This window comes from Anabaena sp. FACHB-83, assembly GCF_014697485.1.
Classification (GTDB): Bacteria; Cyanobacteriota; Cyanobacteriia; order Cyanobacteriales; family Nostocaceae; genus Nostoc_B.
The window spans coordinates 1-23,732 of sequence record NZ_JACJRY010000061.1; the positions used below are offsets into that span (position 1 = coordinate 1).

Below are 23,732 nucleotides of genomic sequence, written 5' to 3' on the forward strand. Positions count from 1 at the left end.
ATCTTTTTTACGCAATTTTGCTCCAACTACAACAGAAATGGTTGATAAACTAATCTCAGTTGCACTCGACTTAATAAATCCTCAACATTTAAGAAACTGGTTTGCTAGTTGCTGCTACTGTACCTCATAACAGCCGTAGGTGCTGTAATGGTTAAACCTTCATCTGGAATTTCTCGCCAAAATTGGCAGCAGCGAAATAATGGTCTATAAGGGTCTCTAGATTCGCCTAAGAGTTCGCCTTCTCCCCAGATTAGCCAGGATTCTAAGAGTGTGAAATATTGTTCAGTTGGGTTGAAGTCTTGCCAAATTTTTAGGCGTTGTTCGTCTAATATTAATTTGGTTTTTTTGCCTTGGGTGATAACTTGAGACAGTCCAGATGTGCGAAGGACAAAGTATAGTCCGTGAATATAGGGGTAGGATTTTTGCTGAGGACGCTTGAGGTTAGTTTCAATGGTGTAACTTAAGCGAGAATTGAGTTGCTAGAGGTATTTGAGAGAGAATTGGTGATACGTGCTGCTAACTTCAACGCCGTCTGGTTGGAGAAATTCTAGGACGGTTTGAAAGTCTCTTAGAATTGTTCCTGGGGAATTTTGGCTAATGGTTTGCTGTTGTAGGATTTGCTTTTTATCTTCCGTCAGGGTGGGAAGTTGTTCTCGCAGATGATTGGGAACGGAGAAAAATCGTCTCATCATCTAATTTCAACTCTCATTTACAGGGTATATGAAATGCTTTATTTACAATAGTTGCAGCTTATTTTGACTTTGCAGAAATTAAGGTTTAATTGGCGATCGCCGCAGCTAAAAATCAAGGTAAGCTAGAAGCGATCGCTGTTGTGACTCTTGACTAAAAAATCAAGTTATTCTGGCTGAAGTTACTAGCGGTAAAGTTATTGAGTGTGACTAAGGTGCTGAAAGTTGCACTGCTACCAACACCATCAGCGTCAACTTGGATGAGAGTATTTGACCCAGATTGTATACCTCTGATATAACCGTTGGCGATAGGATTTGTGCCTGTGTAGTTGAAGCTGGCTAACAGAGATTGTACTACTAGAACATCATTTGTACTGCTGAAGTCAGTAATAGTATCAATTCCTTCACTAAGACTGTTAAAGACAAATTTATCATTACCAGTGCCACCAGTTAGCTTGTCGTTACCAACACCACCAACGAGCGTATCATTACCATTACCGCCAGTCAGAATATCATTGCCATTACCCCCATCAAGGATATCATCGCCATCGCCACCATTGAGGGTGTCATTGTCATCACCACCAAATAAGTTATTATTGGCGCTGTTACCAGTAATGGTATTTCTCAAAGCATTACCAGTACCATTGATGGCATTGCTACCAGTGAGAATGAGGTTTTCTAAATTGTTGCCTAATGTCCAAGTAATAGCAGAACGGACGGTATCAGTCCCCTCATTGGCTAATTCTATGATTTGGTCGTTGCTGCTATCAACGTAGTAAGTATCATTACCAGCACCGCCAATCATCAAGTCATCGCCTACACCACCATCAAGGGAATCATTACCAACACCGCCATCAAGGGTATCGTTACCTGCATCTCCTTTGAGGGTGTCATCATTGTCGCCACCAAACAGCTTGTTATCAGCAGTGTTACCTGTAATGCTGTTTTTCAGGGCATTTCCAGTACCATCTGTGGCAATGTTGCCAGTTAAGATCAGATTTTCTACATTGTCACCTAATATCCAGGTGACACTAGCACGGACAGTATCAGTTCCCTCATTGAATACTTCTGTGATTTGGTCGTTAATACTATCAACGTAGTAAGTATCGTTACCAGTACCGCCAATCATTAAGTCATTGCCAACACCACCGTCAAGGGTATCGTTGCCTGCACCACCATTTAGAGTGTCGTTACCTACGTCTCCTTTCAGGTTGTCATTGCCATCACTACCAATAATTATGTCGTCACCAACACCACCATCTAAGGTGTCATTACCTGCACCGCCATCGAGGGTGTCGTTGCCTGCATCTCCTTTGAGGGTGTCATCATTATCACCGCCAAACAGGTTGTTATCGGCAGTGTTACCTGTAATGCTGTTTTTCAAAGCATTCCCAGTACCATCAATAGCACTGTTGCCAGTTAAGATGAGGTTTTCTACGTTATCGCCGAGAGTCCAAGTGACATTGGCTCGAACTGTATCTGTACCTTCGTTTACTGCTTCTGTGATTTGGTCGTTGCTGCTATCGACGTAATAAGTATCGTTCCCAGCACCACCAAACATTAAGTCATCGCCAACACCGCCATCTAAGGAATCATTACCTGCACCAGCATTTAAGGTATCATCACCCTCTTTACCATTGAGGGTGTTACTGCCACTATTGCCTGTAATGATGTTGTTGAGTGCATTACCTGTACCTGAGATGTTGCCTGTACCAGTTAAAATCAAGTTTTCTACATTTTCGCTGAGTGTATGGCTAACTGAGGTGCGGACAGTATCAGTTCCTGACTCTAGGTTCTCAAATACTTTGTCGCCACTGTTATCAACAATATAGGTGTCATCGCCTAATCCACCATTCATGGTATCTGCGCCGCTACCACCATCCAGGGTATCGTTACCTGCTAAACCAGACAGGTTATCATTGCCACCTAAACCCTCGATAATGTCGTTGTTGGATGTACCGATAATGGTGTTGTTGCCAGATGTGCCTGTGAGGTTGCGAGTGTTAATGGTAAAGATATCACTAGCGATCGCACCCTGGCTATCCGTAGCCACTACCTTAATATTGATGATGCCGACATCACTCAGGCTAGGAGTACCACTGAAAGTACTAGTGGCGGGGTTAAAAGTTAACCAGCTTGGTAGCGGTGATTCATTTGCTAGGGTAGCTGTGTAGGTGAGGCTGTCGCCTGCGTCTACGTCTGTGAAAGTGTTAGCGGGAAGGGTGAAACTGAAAGGACTTTTTGCACCGATGGTTTGATCAGCGATCGCACTTCCTAATATTGGTGCATCATTAGTATTAGCCACTGTCAAAGTGAAGATATCACTGACACTTGCACCAGATTTATCAGTGGCGTTGACTTTGATGTTCAGCGTACCAACTTCACTGTTACTTGGTGTACCGCTAAATGTGCGGGTTGTGGTGTTAAAGCTTAACCAACTTGGTAAAACTGCACCATTTTCTAAGGTGGCAATGTAGGTGAGGATGTCGCCTGCATCTACATCATTAAAGGTATTAGCGGGAATTTGGAAGCTAAAGGCACTGTCTTCTGTAGCTGTTTGGTCAACAATTAGGTTAGCAACTACTGGTGGTTGATTGAGTTTTTGGTTGCCAAAGTCAAGTTCACTAGCAACTTGCCCAGCCGTGAGGGTAACTGTATGGGTTAATCTGACTGAACCACTCGGTAAGTAAAGTGGATCATCGCTGGAGTTGTTATTAGGGTTGGAATTGCCAGAATTTGTTGGTTGGCTGTTAAGGTTGAGGATGGCTTCTGCCAAAGCTAGTAGATTTACTCGTGGGAAGTTCAAACCAGTGTTGTTGACATTATCGTTTTCATCATCGCCGTCATTTATAAGGTCACTGGTATTATCTAAGAGGCTGCGGAATTCACTCAGGGTAAGTTCTCGTCCGAGTTTTTCAGAGGCAATTTGTTGTGCTAGTACCGCAATACCAGAGATGAAGGGGGTTGCTTGAGATGTCCCGCCCATTGACTGTGTACCACCTGTAGCATTCGCCCCTGTAATGAAGATACCAGGAGCAAAGACATCTAACAAAGTGGGGTGGCGTTGGGAGAAACTGGCGATGCGATCGCCACCAGTAGTATAATCAGTTGCTCCACCACTAAAGGTTTTGTTACCACCAAAGTTATCTGCCCAAACTGCACCTACAGCAATGGTATTGGGGTCGGCTGCGGGGTAAGCTATTCCGGGGTTGCTGTTGAATTGATAGAAACTGTTGCCTGCGGCTGCCGCAATTATAATGTTTTTGGAAGCGATCGCTGCTAATTCATCACCAATACCATAGCGGGGATTGCCTGTAGTCCAGTTTTGGCTATCTCCTACAGATAGATTGACAGATGCGATGTTATATGTATCTGCGTTTTGGTTCACCCATTGGAGGGCGGCTTCTAGGTCTGAGAAGTAACCAGCACCGTTGTCTTTGAAGACCTTCAGGGCGATGATGTTGGCGTTGGGGGCGATGCTGGCGGCGATGCTGGCGATGTGTGAACCGTGTCCGTTTTTGTCGCTTGCGTCGTTGTCGTTGTCGGCGAAATCGTATTGGTAGATGATGCGATCGCCTATGCCATCATTATTGTTATCTGCACCGAAGAAGGGATGATCTACGTCAATGCCTGTGTCAATGATGACAGTGGTGTAACCTTGACCTTTAATATTGGCAAAGCGGGTATCTGCGAGGAAGTCATCAAGATTAATTAAGTTAGTAGCTGTGGTGGCTTGGGTGTTGCTGGTGATGCTGAGGGGGTCACTGGGAGTAAAGATTTCCGCCGTGGATGCAGTAGTTGTAATGTTAATGATGGGGTAGGTTTGTTTCCAACCATCTTGGACGACTTGGGCAACTGTATAATTACCAGGGCGGAGATCGTTGAAGGTGTAATTACCTTGGGAGTCAGTGAGGGTGGAAGTTTCACCTGCATCTAATAGGCTGTTGTTATTGGTATCTAGGTAAACTGTCCAGCTTAGTAGGGTGGGTTCATCGTTACCTTGGATACCGTCACCGTTGACATCATTCCAAACAGTACCGCGAATTTCGGCATCATTATCTTGGATGGCGACGTTAATATTGGGTAAGGTTAAGCCGTTATAATTGTTGTCACTACTACTGATGCTGTGAGTAATTGTAGCTGCGTGATTGCCTTCTGGGGTGGTGTCGTTAACTGCGATAACAGTTATAGTTTGGGGAGTATTCCAGTTAGCAGCAGTGAAGGTGAGGGTAGTGTTATTAGTGGTAATTTGACTACCAACATTCAGGGTAATAGTGACATCAGCAGTGGGTTGAGTTTTTAAGACAACTGTGTATGTGTCGCTTGCGCCACCTTCAACTACATTAGTGCTACCGTTAGATTGTGTAATTGTTACCCCTGGAGTAACTGCACCTTGGATGGTAAAGGTGGTATTTTTCGGTTCAATACCAGCATTTCCAGCTAAGTCTTGAATGCCGGGAGTGTTAATTTGTAAGTTGTAAGTTCCGGGTGTTTGGGTGAGAGTTTCTAAGCCGTTGATGCGGTAAGTTGTTCCAGAGACATTACTAATTGTGACTGCATTAGTTATTAAGTTCGTGCCACCATCACGAGTTAAGGTAATGTCTTGATAGTTAAAGGTAGACAACTTAATAGTTTCGGAGAATTGAACATCAACAGTACCAACAGGATTAGTAACAGGTTGTGATGGAATATTTAAGAAGTTAATTAGTGTTGGTGCGGTGACATCGGCAAAGATACTCAGAGGTATGGTGGTTGTATTTCCGGCTGCATCTACAACTTGAATTTCTAATTCTCTTGCACCTGCACCAGATAATTGTACGGTGCTATTAAAGTTAGTGCCGTTGACAGTGGCTTGTCCTAGAGATTGATTGATATTTTTATCGCGGATGTAAACTTTTAATCCTGTTTCGCCTAGAGAACCGGAAATGTTAATGGCGGTACTATTAACGCGAACTTGACCAAATTCATTGAGGATGCCTAAACTCGTATTTGTCATTGCGAGCGACAGCGAAGCAATCTCACCATCTTGTGTTCCATTCGCAATGCCGGATGGGTTAAGATTTGCTGTTACTTGAATATTGGTCGCAGCATTAGGCGCAATAGTATCTAATGTCCAATTTTCAGACAGGGAATTAGTCACAATATTTCCGGCTGTGTCTTTAATACCACTGCCCACAACTGTAAAGTTGTAAGTGCCATCAGTAGTTTGTAAAGGGTTTAAACCACTGAAGCGATATGTTGTGTTATTCAGTTGAGTAAAAGTGACACCATTGCTAATTAAATTAGTTGTGCCATCACGGGTGAGAATAACATCACTCAGGTCAAAAGTTGTGGAGTCAATTGATTTGGAAAAGGCAATATCTAGGGTAGAAACTTTAGTATTGCGGGGGCTGGTGACATCGGTAATTGATAGCAGACTGGGGGCATTTGTATCTAATGTCCAGGTAAATCCTTTTGCACCTACGCCTGTATTACCGTCGGTATCTGTGACACCTCTAGCATTAATTAAAAATGAGTATTCACCATCAACATTTGTTAAATCACCCAGGTTATTAATTTGGTAGGTAGCTGCGTCAATTTGGCTGATACTAACGGTACTCTTAATTAAATCACCGCCACCATTGCGGTTGAGGAACAAGTCGCTAAAATCGAAACTGCTGGGGTTAATGGCTTCGGTAAAGGAGACTGTAACGGTGTTAACTGGTGTTGTGAGGCGGTTGGAGGTAAAGCCAGTGATGGAAGCGACGGCGGGACGTTCACCTGTGAAAATCCAATTTTCGGTAACAACTCCTGTCCCGGAAAGTCCTTCAAAATCTTGCACTCCGGCGGCATTCACGCTCAGTTGATATTGTCCCACATTGCCTGTGATGCCTTGTAAGTTACCGATACGGTAGGTGTTGGCGTTAACTTGACTGATGTTGAGGTTATTAGTATTAACTGCAATCCCATCTAGGGTGAGGGTGATGTCACTTGCATCAAAGGTGGCTGCTTTGATGGGTTCGGTGAAGACAACATCTAAGGTGTTAACGGGAGTATTGCGGGGGTTGGGGTCAACATCAACAATTTCGCGGACTTTCGGCGGGGTTTGGTCGCCTGTGGTGTAAGTGATGGTGTAGGTTTGTGTGCCTGCTGTGGCGTTATTGTCGAGTAAATGTAAGATATTTTCGTAGATGGGACGACCTGTGGCGGGGAAGGTGCGGTCTGTTGTCCATACGTTGTCTAAGATAACTTCTGTACCATCGCTACGCAGTACCTTTTTAATTTGGAATTGTCCGTTACCAGGATCATTGAGGCGTAGATAAGTCCATCCTGATTCTACAGTGGCACTGAGTTGGACTGTTAAATCTTCAAAAGTGGCTGCACCGTCTATGGTGGCGTTGGTGACGACTTTTACGGGTGCTGTTCCACCACTGCTGAGGTAGAGGGTGTCGGGGTCGAAGTTGGCATCTTGGATATCATTGACTAGGAAGTCTGTCAGGTTGTCATCGGCGGCGCGAACTTTGCGAATTAGTTCGTGAATTTTGACTTCTTTAATTAAAGAAAGTTCAGGGTTGTTGAGTCCGTTAACGTGTTCAAAAGTGGCATTGTATTCGATGAATTTGCCTTGCAGACTTGACTTGAGTAACCAGTCAGCGACGGCGGTTTCTCCGGCGGCGATGTTGCCGAAGTCTACTGTGAGAGAAGGGGTGATATCATTGCCGTTAACTTGAGAACCGATGATTTGGAAGTCAATCAGCAAGCCTTTTTCATTTTCGATGATTTTAGGTTGGGCGGAAGTGATGCGGAGGTTTTTTGCATCGCCTTTACCTTCGTTTTTGACCAGAACACCAAGGGAGAAGGGGACTGATGTTTCAGTTTGGTCGGTGAAGGGGTCATCACCGTAGACGTTGCGGGATTGAAAGTAGTCGAGGTAGAGTTCGGCTTGGGGATAGACTGTGATGGGGGTGGAGAGTAAGGGGACGGTGATGAGTTGACCGTTTTCGGTATAGGAGAGTGTACCACCGATGCTGTATTGGGTGGGAATTTCCAGGGCAGCGAGGTTGGTGGGGATGAATGTCCATTGTGCGCTACCGATACCTTCATCTTGGGGGGTGTTGGGGTTATCGCCAGTGAGGATACCAGTACCGTCAACGGCGGTGATGTTTTTCAGGATGGGGTTGGTGATGCCGAAGAGGTGGTTGACTACGTTACCTTGTGCGTCTTTGACTTGCAGTGTGACAGTGAGGTTTTCCAGGTTGGTGGTGTTACCGTTGTCGATTTCGAGTTCGCCCAGGAAGGCGGAACGGGTCATTACCGCGTCTTGATCTATTGTGATGCGAACTTTGGCGCATACCCCGCTATTATCTCCCTCTAAAGCTTTTTGATACTCTAAGTTAACTGCTTCTAGTCCAGCAAAAATATCACTGTAACCCTCAGATTGGGTTTGCTCAATCGCAGCGTTTAAAGATGTGAGAGTGCTAGATAGTTTTTCTAAGTCGATAAAATCTTGACTTTGACCATTAGGAATTTGAGACTGGTTATAAATACTTAACTCGAAATAATCTACTGTACGATTCCAGCGTTCAATCAGTTTAACTAAATCACTACCTGTTAATGAAGTAGGAAAAGAAGTATTGAGGAGTTCATTACGTTCTGTGTCTGTAATTTTGGCTTCATCTGCTGTTGTACCTTGAATACGAGTAAAGAATGTGGATAACCAGTTCTGGAGGAGAGTTTCATTCTCACTGCCCACGTTTAACCAAACTTCATCGCCAAAAAATGCTAAATAGGCATTGTATACAGATTGTACCCGTTCTCTGTATTGAGCAATTCGGGCTAAACCTTGGTTAATTGGAGATGTAGAAGCAGTTGTTCCAAGATTACTGACTGATAGAGAATTACCACCTAACAGGGGATCATAGCAGAAGTCATCTAAACAAAGTAAAATGGACGGAATACACAATGGAGGAAACACAATTCCTCCTATTCCTGTTAAACATCCTGTCCAATCTTGCCAATCTCCCTCTCCATCTCCAAATCCAACCAAACAAGAGAATATTGTAGCTCCTGCACCGATTCCTCCAGGAATGCAACCAGCTAAACCCAAAGCTACACAAATACTAGCTTGTAAATTCTTTTCTTTACATGGATCACAATCAGAAGGCTGGACATTTATGGTAACAGGAAATACTCCTCCAGAAGACCTTCCATAAGGAACATAAAAATCTCCAGGCGAAGTGGGGCAGTTACCTTCTACGTTGAGAACTGGAATAGGAATAGCACGCTTAATCTGTTGTCCAGCACATTCGTAATAATAATCTAAATCGGCTGAAATTTTACAATCAATTAATGGATTAGCAAGGGTTGCTAATTCACTTCTGTTTACAGTAATAGTGTCAAAATCAGCAATCCGCGTAATTTTTACAGGAATTGTAATCGAACTTTTTGCGCCTAGTGTACCGATATCCTGAATTAGTGGTTCAATCTTATAAAAAGGATGATTCCCAAAGTTTAGATTAATATCATTAGCAGCAATTAATCCGTGATTGGTTACAGTCATGTCAATTTGTGTCACTTGACCAACAACTTGTAAATCTGCCACGTCAATCAATGGGGGATCAATAACCACTGTAGGAATCGGAACATTTGTTTCAAAAACACTTTCAATACTAATTGTGTATCTATCTTCGATTTCTGTTGGCGTAACGTTCCAAATATATCTAACCGTCTGACGCGACAGAAAAGCATTAACATTTTCAATTTCGCCTGCATCAAGCTGTATCGTCTGACGATAAGTTTCGTGATTCTCTGCTGTGACTTCAAGCTTATAAAAGCCCTCATTAATATTCGATAGATTAATTACTCCTGCTGCATCTGTTACCGTAGTTGCAATTACTTCATTAGTAAAATAATCCCGCAGAGTAACAGTTGCATTCGCTAACTTGGGTGAACCTTCAGCAAAATAAGTTAATTCATCAGCCGTATTAATCCTTATTTCCCCAATCGCATCACTCACCGCCCGGAAATTAAAGGGAAGCGATAAATCTCCATCATTCCCCGCAGCATCTAATAAAATATTGCCTTTATATTCAGTTAAGGCTAAATCTGCTTCTGGAGTCAGCAATAACGTTACCTTCGTTGACTCGCCGGGCGCGAGAGAATTAATCTTTGTCGGTGATGCTAACTTCAACCACGACGCATCAGGAAGCAATACCTCAATATTTTCAGCAACCGCACCACCTTCATTTTTCACCTCAAACTCTACCGCCGTTTGATTTCCTCGCAACATTCCACTGCTGACGATATTAGTTGAAGCTACCAAACGCGGAACAATTCTTTCTAAATTAACGCTAACTGGTAAAGTTGCTGTTACTCCTTCCGCACTTGTCAGCTTAATATTAAATGTGTCTTGGGTAATTACAGAATTATTGGGTGCTGTAATCGTATAACTAATAGTATTGTTGCCCGAACCTGCTAATGTAGCCGGGGTGTTAACTTGAATATTCCAATTACTCGGCGCACCTTCTACTGTGTAGGTAAGTCCATTCAAATCTACATCTGTCAGGTTTTGTAAATTCACCTGTGCAGTAAATGTGTTATCCGCAATTACTTTATGAGACACACTATTACTAGCAAAACGCATTCCTAACAGCTTAAAGCTGTCTTCTGCTGCTGTATCTTCACCGGGATTATTGGGGAAATAAGCATTAATTTGATAATTTCCACCTTCTCCCGCCAAGGGTTTAAATGTGCTGGTAAAATTGCCATTTCCATCAGTAAATGCTGTTAACTCTCGCACAAAGCCGTTATTCTTAACTGCAATGGTGACAAATTCAAAGGGTATAGGTGAATTATCCCCATTACTTAACGCTTGTCCCTTGAAAATAACTGATTGTCCAGCAATGCCTATTTCTGTATCTGTGGAAACTATAGCCCGATAAGCAGCCGCAACGGATACTGGGAGAATAGTTGTATTGTTATTATCGCCAATACTTCCACCTTCATTAATAGTATTGGTGGCATCAGTTTGAGCGATTAAATAATATTGTCCGGTGGTTCTGGGAACAAAGAAAGCAACATTCCTTTCATAAAATTGCCCAACAGGAATTTCCCCTTTAAATTGAAATTCGCCTAACAGGGTATCGCTACTATCTAACTTATTATCAGTCGATAAATAAACTCTGTCTATTGCGGGAGTTGCTTCGGTTGCTGTCGCTTGTGCTAGTCCTTTATTTTCAACTTTATAGCTGAAGAATGCTTGCTTTCCTGTTAATAAAGGTGTGGTTGCACTTAAATTAGAGACAACTAAATCCGGTACATTAATATCTGTCACCGTCAGGTTGCGCGAACCACTACTAAACCCTGCGGCTGATGCAGTAATGATAACTGGTTGCGCTCCATCTGCGACACCATCATCAACTGCATTAATGTTAAAGGTTGCAGAAGCTTGATTAGCTAAAATGGTGACTTGGGTGGGAACTGTCGCTTCCGTTGTATCGCTGGAAGTCAGAGTAATAACTAAATCTTGATCTGTAACAATATTACGAGTGACAGTTCCTATGGCGGCGGCGTTCCCGGCATTTTCAGCAACAATATCTTTGTTAATTGAGACACCCAAGGTTGGTGCTTGTCCATTATCCACTATCGTCAGGACTGCTGTACCTTGTGTGCCAATTGTCGCACCGCCTGTGGGGTTGGTGAGGCTGAGAGTGACGGTTTCATCTGGTTCAAGGTTAATGTCGTTGTTGACGGGGATGAAAACTGTCTTGCTGGTTTCTCCCTCAGCAAAGGAAATGGTTATCGGTGTATTGTTATAGTCGCTGGGTGCTGTTGCTGTACCGTCAGTTAAATTAATAGTTGCACCGACTACGCCTGTTAATCTACCTGTGCGGGTAACGGTAACGGCGGTTACAGCTTGCCCATTCTCCCGTACACTAAAGTTAGCCGCACTAAAGGCCAGTGCCACATCATCATCGAGAATTTTAACAGTAGCACTACCTTGATTCCCAATAGTTGCACCACCAGTGGGGTTAGTCAAGTTAATGCTAAAGGTTTCATCGCCCTCAACTTTAGAGTCATTGCGGATGCGGATAGCGTTACTTCCCCCCAAACTGGCTGACTCTACAGTGATAACTTTACTCGTCTCACCGTCAGCCAAGGTGATGTTAAACGCACCATTATAAAAGTCGTTATTAACGGAACTCGCCGCACAACCGCACCCTGTAGCAGTTCCATCGGTAAAGGTAATAGTTGCGCTCACCGCCCCGGTTGTCCGTCCTGTGCGGGTTACAATGATGTCCGTAACCGCAGTTCCATCTTCACGGACGGTGTAATTGGCTGTACTAAAGTTTAGCTGAACATCATCGTCAGCGATCGCCACTACCGCAGTATTTTGACTACCAATTGATGCACCACCTGTAGGATTAGTCAGGCTGAGATTAATTGTCTCCGTTCCTTCAACTACAGTATCGTTGACGATGGGAATGGTGATAATTTTTGGTGTATTGTCGCCATTGGCGAAGGTGACGGTGATGGGATTATTGTTGTAATCTTGAGGTGCTGTTGCACTACCATCATCTAAAGAAATTGTCGCAGTAACTTCCCCATCACTTCCCCCAGTACGGGTAATAGTCACCGCCGTAATTGGCGTACCATCTTCATTGACACTGTAAGTTGCATTACTGAAGGCTAGAAACCCTTGCTGGGGTGTGTCGTTATTGATAATCGTCAGTGTTGCAGTATTTTGATTACCAAGAGTTGCACTACCAGTGGGGTTAGTTAACGTGAGGTTGATGGTTTCATCGCTTTCAAATTGCGTGTCGTCAACTATAGGGATGGTGACAATTTTGGAAGTTTCACCATTAGCAAAGTTAACAGTAATCGGCGTATTGTTGTAATCTGCTGATGCTGTTGCAGTGCCGTTACTGGGTGTTAAAATCACGCTAACTGCGCCATTACTACCACCAGTGCGGTTAAGGGTGACAGCAACAATAGGCGTGCCATCTTCATTGATGCTATAATTAGCACCACTAAACGCAATTATTCCCGGTGCAGCATCGTTATCAATAATAGTTAATGTTGCGGTATTTTGTCCGCCAATGGTTGCTCCATTTGTAGGATTAGTCAGGGTTAAATTAATCGTTTCACTTGGTTCAAATATTCCATCATTAACAATAGGAATATTCACCGTTTTAGAAGTTTCACCATTAGCGAAATTAACAGCGACAGTATTACTGGTATAGTCTTCTGGATTTGTCGCTGTACCATTACTTAAGCTAATAATTGCGCTAACTGTACCATCACTTCCACCAGTACGAGTAACAGTAACAGCAACAATTGGTGTGCCATCTTCATTAATGCTGTAGTTGGCTTGAGAGAATGCTAAAACACCAGGAACAGCATCATTATCAATGATGGTTAATATTGCTGTTTTTTGACTACCTAATGTTGCCCCATTTGTCGGATTTGTGAGAGTTAAATTAATCGTTTCATTAGCTTCATAAACGCCATCATTGATAATAGGAATCGTGACTATTTTGCTGGTCTCTTTATCTGCAAAATTAAGGACAATATCCTGATTATTGTAATCTTGTCCTGCATTAGCTGTACCATTGGTCAGAGAAATAGTAGCACTGACTGAGCCATCACTTCCCCCAGTACGAACGACGGTGACGGCAATAACAGGAGTACCATCTTCATTGACACTGTAGGTAGAGCGATTAAAAGCTAGAGTACCGGGTACAGGAACATCATTATCAACAATGGTGAGGACGGCTGTATTTTGTCCTCCCAAAGTGACACCAGCACTAGGGTTAGTTAGGGCAAGGTTAATGGTTTCGTTGGGTTCAAAGCTGCTGTCATCAACGATGGGAATGGTAACAATTTTGCTGCTTTCCCCATCATTAAAGGTTACAGAGATAGGAGCATTGTTGTAATCTGCTGGGGCTGTTGCTGTACCATTGGTTAGGCTCAGGGTAACGTTGATTTGACCAACGGTGCTACCAGTGCGACTCAGAGTAACTTGGGCTGTGCCATTTTCGTTAACACTATAAGTCCCACTGCTGAAAGCAACTTGATTAACTGGGGCAACATATTCAAAGGCACTGGAAGTAAGATTTAATCCGGTGACATTTTGGAAGATAGCAATTAATTCATCCGGTTCGCTACCAGCTTTGTCAATGTAGAGATTAGTATTACTACCAGAGACTTCTAGCCGATAGTTACTGGCTGAACCTTGTAACTGAACCTTGTCTTCATTGGGGTTAAAGTCCGTGATGGTAGCGTAATCATTACCGCCATTAGTAGAAGTATTGCGATCGTCGTAGTAAATGTTGGCACTATCGCCTAAGATAATGCGATCGCTCCCTGCTCCTCCACTTAAGTTATCTCGCTGACCGATTCCAGGGTTTAAACTATTAGCATTAACTCCAATGATAGTATCATTTCCCGCCTCACCAAAGAGTTGGTCATTCCCCGCACCACCAACGAGGGTGTCATCGCCTCCACCACCTAACAAACTGGCATAACTGGAACCACTGACATTGATGTTATCGTTGCCTGCCCCACCTTGGAAATCGAATTGTTCTACTCCCTGTACTGTTCCCCCTGTGGAGAAAGTGCCAGTCCCATTGCTATCTGTGTAGGTGAGGCTCAAACCTGCATTGCCAGAAGTGAAAGCCAGCGTATCCGTCCCTGCACCACCAATATATGTATCGACTTCGATGGTTTCGCGGTCAAACCAAATCCCTAAGTTATCGTTGCCATCGCCACCATCTACGATGTCATTGCCTGCACCACCTGTCACTCGGTCATTGCCTGCACCACCATTAAGGTTATCGTTGCCTGCTTCACCGTAAAGCAAATCATTTTCAACACCACCAATGAGGGTGTCATCTCCGCCACCTCCACGCAACTCCGCATAACTGGAACCACTGACATTGATGTTATCGTTGCCTGCTCCACCTTGGAAATCGAATTGTTCTACTCCTTGTACTGTTCCCCCTGTGGAGAAAGTGCCAGTCCCATTACTATCGGTGTAGGTGAGGCTCAAACCTGCATTGCCAGAAGTGAAAGCCAGCGTATCCGTCCCTGCACCACCAATATATGTATCGACTTCGATGGTTTCGCGGTCAAACCAAATCCCTAAGTTATCGTTGCCATCGCCACCATCTACGATGTCATTGCCTGCACCACCTGTCACTCGGTCATTGCCTGCACCACCACTGAGGTTATCATCCCCCGCCTCACCAAAGAGTTGGTCATTCCCCGCACCACCAGTTAACGAATCATTACCCTCATCCCCTTCGGCATAATCGTTGCCTAAACCACCGATGAAAGTGTCATTGCCAGCACCACCACGAAAATCAGCATAATTTGCTCCTGACAAGTCAGCAAAATCATTACCTGTATTGCCCCGGAAGTAGAAGTTTTCAATACTGCGGATTGTTGTCCCAGCCGAAGTTGTGCCATTGTTGGGGTCGGTGTAGTTAACTGTTAATGCCGTAGTAGTAGCATAAAGTTCTAATTGGTCAGAACCTGCGCCACCAATAATGGTATCTGCTTCGGCATTTTCACTGAAGCTATCATTACCATCTCCCCCATCTAAAATGTCATTTCCCGCCTCACCATAAAGTCGGTCATTCCCCGCACCACCAGTTAACGAATCATTACCCTCATCCCCTTCGGCATAATCGTTGCCTAAACCACCGATGAAAGTGTCATTGCCAGCACCACCACGAAAATCAGCATAATTTGCTCCTGACAAGTCAGCAAAATCATTACCTGTATTGCCTCGGAAGTAGAAGTTTTCAATACTGCGGATTGTTGTCCCAGCCGAAGTTGTGCCATTGTTGGGGTCGGTGTAGTTAACTGTTAATGCCGTAGTAGTAGCATAAAGTTCTAATTGGTCAGAACCTGCGCCACCAATAATGGTATCTGCTTCGGCATTTTCACTGAAGCTATCATCGCCATCGCCGCCATTTAGGGTGTCGTTACCTGCACCACCGAAGAGACGATCATTACCAGCACCGCCATCAAGCGTGTCGTTGCCTGCTAACCCATTCAGGGTATCATTACCACCCAATCCTTGAATAAAATCATCTCCGGCTGTTCCTGTAATATTGTCATTACCTGCTGTGCCGATAAAATCTTGCTTTTCAATCTCAACAACCTGCCCATCCAGCGTAATTACAGCATGATCATCTTCCGCTTTTAAATACTGCAACTGCCCACTAGAAAGACTTTCCCCTTGTACCAACGCCGAGAAAATCGCTCCCTCATCCCCAGCACTATCACTATTGTTCAAAACACTATCAACTCGATGCCCAATTTCCTCTAGTAACAACCCAACAAGATTCTCTGGATTTGCCTGATTCGCTTGCAAAAACTCCCAAGACAAGTAAATTTTATTAGTAAATGCGCCATAAGCCCCATTCGCACCATTGATATCTGCTGCATTACGAATGGCTATCGTGGGAACGATACTCAAATCTCCTGCTAACCATGCTGTTTTTAAAGAGTCAGCATCTGCCGTATCTCCAAAAGCTACTGCGATTTTTTGAGTAAATTCTGGTTCACCAGCAAAAGCCTGTAATCTTTCTTGCACTAGAATCAGAGCTTGTTCTAGAGAACTGAATATATTTGTATCAATGCTTAAGGGAGACTCTACAACTAGATTGTTAGGAAGAATGTAAGTATTATTCATATTTTTTAGGATAAAAGTAGTTTTAAAAGAGTCATGAAAAAACTGTGTCCGTAACTGAGTGAGGGTCACGGGCAGGTAGATTTAAAAAATTAGCGTTGGAGAGGTTAGACTACTAAAGATATGAGAATTTTGGGGATTGAAATGTTTTGGAGCGATCGCAATCCCTAACTCAAAGCTTTATTAGTCGAGGCTTTTATTCTCAAATTTTGAAAATCAATAATATAGATTTATTCACTTCATAGAGATTAACTCGCTTTTTTTTGGGTTGAAATTAGTGATTAATCAATACTTAGGGAACAAAACAGTTAGCTGCTCTCAATATCTACATCCAACAAAAAATCAGACGCAGAAAATAACGAACGTTAATACAATGTTCGTTCATAATGTACTTATAAGACAGCTAAAACCAACTTCAGCAAATCCTATCACTATTTGTAAATTCAATTTAGTATTTTTACGTAAAGTTTATATATTTTCTTAAAGCAAAATCTAAGTGTTTTTTCTATGGTAAATAAATAATAATCGGAGCTTTTGCTATCTATTCTCTAGAAAATACCAGCAATTAGGCAGCTACTACATAAAAATTTCACAATTAAATGCAATTACTTGCAGTATGCGATACCGTAGGTGGGCTACACCAATGCACCCTGCTAATTGAGAAGCGATCGCCAATGGTAGAGTTTAGGCGATGCCATAGTATTTTGCTAACTGAGAAGCGATCGCCAATGGTAGAGTTTAGGCGATCGCCTTTTCAACCAACTAAGAATTATTTCGGTGTAATCGTCCCATCGTTCTGAGCTTGTCTAATCGCTCGTTTCAAAATTAACACCGCCATTTGAGACAAAGAACGCTCCTCTGCATCCGCCAATTGTTGCAGAGCTTCTTTGTCTACTTCTTCCATGTAAATAGTTACAGTTACTTTTCCCATATCACCATCATAAGCTATTTTGTGTCTTTTTCTATTAAACACACTAAGACGCATAAATTAACATAAAAATACAGCTGGTTTATGTATAATTACTGATAAGTCAAAAGCCAGCCTCGAACTTTCCTACGGCTCAAGCTGGCTTTTGGCCCCTCTATTCAGGAGTCATATACAATGTTAAACCCTGTTCGCTATAAAACAGATGAACACAGAGCTTATCAACAAGCTTTAAATGATTTTGGCATCACCGAATTACTAGCAAAGCTCAAAAACTACTCTGATGCAGACTTTGACAGCACCTGGATGCAACTCCAGCAGCAAGAAATAGAAACTCTAGCTGCAATTTTGATTTCTGCGTTAACTCACAGCATCAATGGTAAATTGATTGCCGCTTATCTCCATCTCATCCGTCACAATCACCAAGATATAGCCCCAGGTTTGATTAACCCTTCTCTGCGAGACGCTACGCGAACGGCTTCTCCTAACGGAGACGCTGCGCGAACGCTCAGGGTTAACCTCAAATACCCAGACACATCTATTGAACTTCCCGCTAACTTTCCTGATGTAGCCAAAACACCCAGATTTTTATATGGCGATCGCTTGCGTTGGCTTAGTAATGAAAGCGATACTGACTGGGGTATTGTCATTGGTCGATTTTATAGCTTTGCTTCCCACCGTTGCACCTGGAGTTGGTGCTATCTAATTTGGTTAAGCAAAGATTGCCCTAGTGCTGCTTGGACATCTGCCGATATTGCTTGGGAAGAAGATTTAGAACCAATGGATGAGGAGACACATTTATGAATCCTCATCCACTCAAGCAGCGAGAGCAAGATTTAATGCAACTGTACAGTTATTGTCAGTTGGGTATGACTCCCAAGCAGTTTTATACCAAGTGGCAGGTGAACCACGAAGAAATGGCGCAGATTTGCTCTCGCTCCCTTTCCACCGTGCGACGCTGGTTTGCAAGAGGTAAAAACTACCGTCGTCCTATGCCAGCCGATTTACGCCACCTGGCTCTGATGAACTTTCTACTAGAACACTTTGAGGAGATTCCCGAAGAACTGTTGAAGAACCTGTGTTTCCCAGACGAAAGTGAGTAGAAATTGCATCTAATTGCAATATCAAAATGATATTTCTTGCCAGCCTGTGTCACAGTAGGCTGGCTTTTATCTTGGAAATTACAGATTTTACCAGGAGAATTTCATGACTTATCTTGAAAAGCTCAATCCTTGGTGTATAGTCAGGCTTTTACCCAATATGCAGAACCAGATTGTCGCTTGTTTTCGCCGTCGCAGCGATGCCGAAGCTCATCTACAAGTTTTGCGCCGACTCATTCCTGGTGTCAGTTTTACACTGATTTTCAATGTGGGATTAGAACAGCGAGACCTAACTGCTTGAAATTAACGGTAGGAATGTCTAGCGATCCAAATGATCCAAATAAACTGTATTGGTGCGATCGCCGATCGCAAACATCAGCATCAAAAATCTAGCCGATATGGGGTAACGCTAGTAAAAGGCACTATAACAACTATGGATCAGCATTACTCAGCCTACTTAAAGTTGAGCGATCGCCACTAAAGATTAGTTTTAGTCAACTAGCCAATCAACCCAAATAACTAAAACATTAACTCAAAGGAGGTTTCAAAGCTGAAACATACACCTGTAATTTCTGCTGTATTTCCCAATGTCTAAAATATGGCCAACATTCTGCAAGCGAAAGTCTCAATTGAGGGAACTAGAACACTTGCCATACACCACTTTGGAGTTGATGCTTTGCCATTGGAAGCTAAAGAAAAAGATGGTGTAGCAGGTAATAGCCCTAATGAGTGGAAAAAGACTGTTCTCATGGATGAAGAACGCCAATTGTTTTTACTACCAACATACTTTTTCGGTTGCATTAAGTATGGCGGTAAAACTGTGAAACGGGGTAAAGGTAATTTACTTGCAGACATTGCCAGTACCCTGCAAGTCATGGATGACCAGATTTATATCTGTAATAGCAATAGCGACAGGCCAATTAAGTTACCTGATCCACCTCAAATAATTGAAGCCGGAACTATCAAACAGGAGAAATTACCCGATAGCTATGTCGAAGTGATTGGTGTACGTAACCCATCTACTAAAGCGAGAAACATTCGCTATCGTGTGGCTGTGAAACCTGGATGGCAATGTTCATTCACCATTCTTTGGGATTCGGTTGTTGTTGATCGAAAGTCATTAGAGACAGCAATTATCAATGCCGGAACTCTTGTAGGTGTTGGTGATGGTAGACAAAGCATTGGGTACGGAAGATTTGAAGTGACCCGTTTTGCCATTCTTTAATACATGGTCTGTTCTGTTGTGTCCAGTCCAGTTGCGTCTAGTTACGTTGAGTCACGTCATGTTATGTTATACACTCAACTTTATCTACAAATTAAGCAACGTCGTCAACATCCTAACCTCCCGGTGTACTGGTGGAAACGCCAACCTCAAGAACAATGGGAATTGACACGTCAACGGATTTACCAGCGAGATCGTGGTGTTTGTCAAAGTCCATTTGATGCGCCTCCCAAAATCCACGGGTTATGTATGGGTGAAATCAAACTTGACATTGCCCACATCGACCACATTCGCCCGTTGTTATCTGGTGGCAGCAACCATGCTTCTAATTTAAGAACTCTTTGCCCTGTTTGCCATGCTCTCCGCCTTGATAGAAAGCATGATGGTATGAGAAGTAGTCTTGTCAAGAAAGGTTTAATCCCTGTCAATTGGAGACAGTTTGTTTGGGATTAAATTATCGGCGAGCGCATTCCGTCCACTGTAGGCGATCGCCCTATCTATACGCATTAATAATAAATTTTACCCCTTATTCACAATTAATACAGTGTTTTTCATCCCAATCAGGTACATTCATCTAGCCTCTAGTCTCTAGCCTCTATCCCCTATCAACTTGTACGAGTAATTTAATTTTGAGCATATAGCTGGCATTACTTACTCAATCTGTGCCGTATGAAAGTAAATAGGCGTTTGCTATATACACTTATTGGTGAATATTTAATTGTCTTAGGGTAAACAGGAATGAAAGGTAATTTGTGCTTACTGAATCGAACCGCCAGCATTCTTGCTAAAGAAAAAATATCATACTCATAAATATTAATTTCAGGCAGTTGTATTAATTTTGCCAAAATTTCTTGATTAGCAATTTTGCCCAACGCTTCTGCTGCATTGCGTCTCACGTAACTATCTGAGTCGTTGAGGGCAGAGATTAAAGCATTTACGGCTTGGGAATTGCCAATTTTGCCCAACGCGAATGCTGCATTGCCTCTCACGTCACTATCTGAGTGGTTGAGGGCTTTTTTTAACTCATCACAAATCTGTGAATTACTTTTTCCTAACGCTATAACAGTTGATTCTACAAAACTGACATTTGGGTAACGTTGCCAAAACTTGTAGATTTTGCTAATAATACTTTTAATTGAAGAAGCAGAGTTGTCTGTAATTTCAGCGACACATCTACCCGCTAATAACAACAAAGTCTGGAAAATATCGTCTTTTTCATTAACAATAGCTTCGAGTAAAACAACAGGGTTTTTGAGCAATCCTGTCAATAAAGTTAAAGTCTCATGCCAGTCGTACCGCCAAAAAAGCTCTTTAGCTTTAGCTATACCCTGTTGCTGATTTTGTTCTATAGTTCGTTTTAAATAACAAGCAGTAAAATATTCCTGAAAAGTGCGGTGTAGAAATAAATAGTCATTACCTTCTCTATTCAACTTTTGCAGAATGCCATACTCTTGGGTTAGATCAATAATTGCTTTATCAATTACTTCATCATCTTGATCTTGATAGAATTTTTTAATTTGCTCATAGAGTTCAGAACCAGAAAAAATTTCTTGGTCAGAAGCCGAAAAACGATAGGCAATTTCTTCAAGTAATCGACGTTTAGCTTCTATTTTTCCCTCAGATAAGTAATTTCTGTTTCGACTCCATTTGCTCAACATATAGTCCACAGTTTTTTCATAAACCTCGATACGCCGAGCCGGAAGTCTTATACCTTTTTCTTGATAAAGACTACAAAGCAATGATAAAAGTAGAGGATTTTGGGCTAAACCACTAATTTGAGGTTTATTTTCAAGTTCTGCAATCAACCCTTTAGCTGAAACCGAATCATCCTCAATATAATTAGCAGCATTAGCAAACCAAGTTTCAATATAATCTTGCGTTTGTTTTTGGCTAAATGGAACAATTTCAACTTCTTTGCCATCCTCAAAGAAGTTGCCACCATAACCCACAATTCGAGAAGTGCTGATAATTGAACAAGGATAATTGCGTATAAAACGGTTAAGTTTATCTTTTAATGACAATCGAAATTTGTTTGGTACTTCATCTAACGCATCTAAAAGTAAAAGACATTGCCCATTTTTTAACTTTTCTTTTAATAAATTTTGAATCTTCTCTGTTATTGACGGATATTCTCGCTGGATAAGATTGAGAATTATCTCAATAACTTCTGCCGTATTCTCTGCCAAATCAGATAGTCTTAAAAATATGGGAAAAATCAAACTTTCTACATTGATTTGATTTTCCAAAAGCTTTTGTCGTTCACTTTGAGATGCTGCACCTAATTCCATTCTTAACAAGGTGGACTTACCCATACCAGGGTCAGCCAGAACCATTATTTGATAATTGCCTTTTTTTGCATCTTTTTTTATTTCCTCCTTGGCTTCTTCCCAGCTAACAGTAGTTTTTATTGATTCTTCATTAAAACCTTTGAGAGCATAAATGCGTTTATACTCTGCTTCCGATTCCTCATAACTCCAAGTTGTTTCTACTTCATGTTTGTATCTTCTTTCAAGGGTGACTTGAATCGGAATATACTGTCTTTTTAAAACTATGGGCTGTCGAGTATGAAAAAGCTTGAGGCATTTAAAATTATCTTCAATTGCTTGCAAAAACTCAAGCACAGCGTTCTTCTGCTCCTCCTCGCTTAGTGGTGGCGGAGTTGGAGTTTGTAAAACTTTTTTTAGTGTTTCAACATCAACACCTTGGTAAATGCGATCGCCAATTTGAATATCTTCCCCAGTTATCTGCCCAATGTTAGTGTTGAATTTGCCATTTTGGGATACCAACTGTATCACACCCTCAACTATTTTGAGCGATCGCCTCAATTGCTCAATATCCGCCTGAGTATGCTTACCTTCAACAATGCGTTCAAGTATAGCCTGTAGTTTATCAGTAGAGGGCATAACTTAAATTACCGGACAGCAATTCTGTATTTACCGTAGCATCATTATCGATCCAGATATGCGGTAATTCTGCACAAATACAGTGAAGCTACTAACTTTTTTCATACACTATTTAATAAATTCATACACCTTAAAACTATAAAATCCATGAAAAAGTGTGCTTTGATACAGATTTTATTGCTGGATTATGAATACCAAGAAGTGGCGATCGCCACCATTAATAGAATAATGAGTTAGATTGCTTGCAAAATTTGTGCGATTAATTACCATCTCCAATCCGCAAGCCATGAGCTTGACCAATGTTAACGTTGTATTTTCCACGCTGATTTACATTCTGGGTGATTTGGTTATTAGTAACTTGTTGATTAAAAGCCCCAGGTTCAGGTTCAATCTCTGGTTCACCATCAAAGGGTAATCCTTTCGGCTCAGTTGCGCCGCCTGCATAGTATGCCAGGATAAAGTTATCAGCTTGCTCAAAATTGAAAATGGGATGCTGCCGATCGCGTGTTCTTCTTGGTACTACTTCACGCGCATACATAGCTAAATCTGCAACCCGCACATAACCATCTTTTTGCGAGACTCCTTTACCTGCTAAGGCTTCAATTAATGCTAGTGTAAAAGCACTGTAGGGTCTGCCAGCCAGGGATTTTTCATCGGCTTGGGAGGAGGCGATCGCCACTCGTCCTTTCCCTTGATTAAACAAAGCTTGAGCCTCTGGTGGAAGGGGTGCTTTCTCAGCTTCATACCCTAACTTTGATGTATCTCCTAAGCCACCAGCATGGCAACAGTCCAATAATACCAATAGCTTTTTGGCGGAAATTGCCTGTAGCTTAGTGATGAACTCTGTACCACTAATCGCAGATTTATGTAATTTGGTCTGGTCATAGCCAAAAGGCATTAAGTAATACACTTCTCCTATAGGGCTATTGACTTGATAACCATGTCCAGAAAAATAGACAATTACCGTAGAATCAGGTGTAGTTGATTGAGCTAATTGGTCTAAAGCGGCGAGGATTCCATCTCGGTTTGCCTGTTCTTTAGTCAATAAATGTACCTGTTCGGGTGAATAAGCGCAGCGTTCTGGGTCTTTGAGGATATTGGCAAAACCGACAGCATCATCTACGGTGTTGGGTAAATCACCGCCCACCCCAACAATACAAGCATGACCTTGGCTAAAGATTGCGTTCACTTTTGATTAGGTATTAGGTAGTATG

Annotated in this window: 12 protein-coding genes; 7 read left to right on the plus strand and 5 right to left on the minus strand. The window is 42.4% G+C overall.

From position 1 onward, the window contains the following. Positions 1 to 479 precede the first annotated feature (479 nt). Together H6G79_RS37085 and H6G79_RS37090 are read right to left on the minus strand one after the other, a co-directional pair. Complete coding sequence (locus H6G79_RS37085; RefSeq protein ID WP_242048686.1) at positions 480 to 692, minus strand: hypothetical protein; 213 nt, start codon at positions 690 to 692, stop codon at positions 480 to 482. A gap of 151 nt (positions 693 to 843) precedes the next feature. Further along, positions 844 to 16,371: a Calx-beta domain-containing protein gene (locus tag H6G79_RS37090; protein WP_242048688.1), complete on the minus strand. Its 15,528-nt coding sequence runs from the start codon at positions 16,369 to 16,371 to the stop codon at positions 844 to 846. Between the two features lie 596 nt (positions 16,372 to 16,967). Between H6G79_RS37090 and H6G79_RS32615 the strand changes: the two genes are divergently transcribed. After that, on the plus strand, positions 16,968 to 17,168 hold the full coding sequence (locus H6G79_RS32615) for a hypothetical protein (protein WP_190595077.1): 201 nt from the start codon (positions 16,968 to 16,970) through the stop codon (positions 17,166 to 17,168). On the opposite strand, the gene H6G79_RS32620 is transcribed toward H6G79_RS32615, so the two are convergent. Next, on the minus strand, positions 17,138 to 17,353 hold the full coding sequence (locus tag H6G79_RS32620; protein ID WP_103123725.1) for a ribbon-helix-helix domain-containing protein: 216 nt from the start codon (positions 17,351 to 17,353) through the stop codon (positions 17,138 to 17,140). The two genes, H6G79_RS32615 and H6G79_RS32620, sit on opposite strands and share 31 nt — an antisense overlap. Positions 17,354 to 17,470: 117 nt before the next feature. Between H6G79_RS32620 and H6G79_RS32625 the strand changes: the two genes are divergently transcribed. From H6G79_RS32625 to H6G79_RS32650, 6 genes are all read left to right on the plus strand, one after another. Next, positions 17,471 to 18,097, plus strand: coding sequence for a hypothetical protein (locus H6G79_RS32625; RefSeq protein ID WP_190595076.1), 627 nt, complete (start codon positions 17,471 to 17,473; stop codon positions 18,095 to 18,097). Beyond that, positions 18,094 to 18,396: a helix-turn-helix domain-containing protein gene (locus H6G79_RS32630; RefSeq protein WP_190595075.1), complete on the plus strand. Its 303-nt coding sequence runs from the start codon at positions 18,094 to 18,096 to the stop codon at positions 18,394 to 18,396. Before H6G79_RS32625 ends, H6G79_RS32630 begins: the two co-directional genes overlap by 4 nt. Before the next feature lie 103 nt (positions 18,397 to 18,499). Then, the gene (locus H6G79_RS32635) at positions 18,500 to 18,694 is read left to right on the plus strand and encodes a hypothetical protein (protein WP_190595074.1); all 195 of its coding nucleotides are present in this window, start codon (positions 18,500 to 18,502) and stop codon (positions 18,692 to 18,694) included. Between the two features lie 30 nt (positions 18,695 to 18,724). Then, positions 18,725 to 18,874, plus strand: a complete 150-nt coding sequence (locus tag H6G79_RS32640; RefSeq protein ID WP_190595073.1) for a hypothetical protein — start codon at positions 18,725 to 18,727, stop codon at positions 18,872 to 18,874. 117 nt (positions 18,875 to 18,991) lie between these two features. Further along, positions 18,992 to 19,618 (plus strand): hypothetical protein, encoded by a 627-nt coding sequence (locus H6G79_RS32645; protein WP_190595072.1) that lies wholly within the window; start codon positions 18,992 to 18,994, stop codon positions 19,616 to 19,618. Between the two features lie 18 nt (positions 19,619 to 19,636). Further along, the gene (locus tag H6G79_RS32650) at positions 19,637 to 20,068 is read left to right on the plus strand and encodes an HNH endonuclease (RefSeq protein WP_313934711.1); all 432 of its coding nucleotides are present in this window, start codon (positions 19,637 to 19,639) and stop codon (positions 20,066 to 20,068) included. Positions 20,069 to 20,262: 194 nt separating this feature from the next. Here the strand turns inward: H6G79_RS32650 and H6G79_RS32655 are convergent, their stop codons facing one another. Both H6G79_RS32655 and H6G79_RS32660 read right to left on the minus strand, forming a co-directional pair. Next, positions 20,263 to 22,518, minus strand: coding sequence for a HEAT repeat domain-containing protein (locus H6G79_RS32655; RefSeq protein ID WP_190595071.1), 2,256 nt, complete (start codon positions 22,516 to 22,518; stop codon positions 20,263 to 20,265). Positions 22,519 to 22,777: 259 nt separating this feature from the next. Then, entirely contained in the window at positions 22,778 to 23,707 is a 930-nt protein-coding gene (locus H6G79_RS32660; RefSeq protein ID WP_190595070.1) for a caspase family protein, read from the minus strand. Positions 23,708 to 23,732: the final 25 nt, after the last annotated feature.

What these genes read in the sequence shown, in the direction of transcription:
- H6G79_RS37085 (WP_242048686.1), bottom strand. Translation starts at nt 692, where the DNA reads ATGATGAGACGATTTTTCTCCGTTCCCAATCATCTGCGAGAACAACTT.
- H6G79_RS37090 (WP_242048688.1), bottom strand. Translation starts at nt 16,371, where the DNA reads ATGAATAATACTTACATTCTTCCTAACAATCTAGTTGTAGAGTCTCCC.
- H6G79_RS32615 (WP_190595077.1), top strand. Translation starts at nt 16,968, where the DNA reads ATGCAATTACTTGCAGTATGCGATACCGTAGGTGGGCTACACCAATGC.
- H6G79_RS32620 (WP_103123725.1), bottom strand. Translation starts at nt 17,353, where the DNA reads ATGCGTCTTAGTGTGTTTAATAGAAAAAGACACAAAATAGCTTATGAT.
- H6G79_RS32625 (WP_190595076.1), top strand. Translation starts at nt 17,471, where the DNA reads ATGTTAAACCCTGTTCGCTATAAAACAGATGAACACAGAGCTTATCAA.
- H6G79_RS32630 (WP_190595075.1), top strand. Translation starts at nt 18,094, where the DNA reads ATGAATCCTCATCCACTCAAGCAGCGAGAGCAAGATTTAATGCAACTG.
- H6G79_RS32635 (WP_190595074.1), top strand. Translation starts at nt 18,500, where the DNA reads ATGACTTATCTTGAAAAGCTCAATCCTTGGTGTATAGTCAGGCTTTTA.
- H6G79_RS32640 (WP_190595073.1), top strand. Translation starts at nt 18,725, where the DNA reads ATGATCCAAATAAACTGTATTGGTGCGATCGCCGATCGCAAACATCAG.
- H6G79_RS32645 (WP_190595072.1), top strand. Translation starts at nt 18,992, where the DNA reads ATGGCCAACATTCTGCAAGCGAAAGTCTCAATTGAGGGAACTAGAACA.
- H6G79_RS32655 (WP_190595071.1), bottom strand. Translation starts at nt 22,518, where the DNA reads ATGCCCTCTACTGATAAACTACAGGCTATACTTGAACGCATTGTTGAA.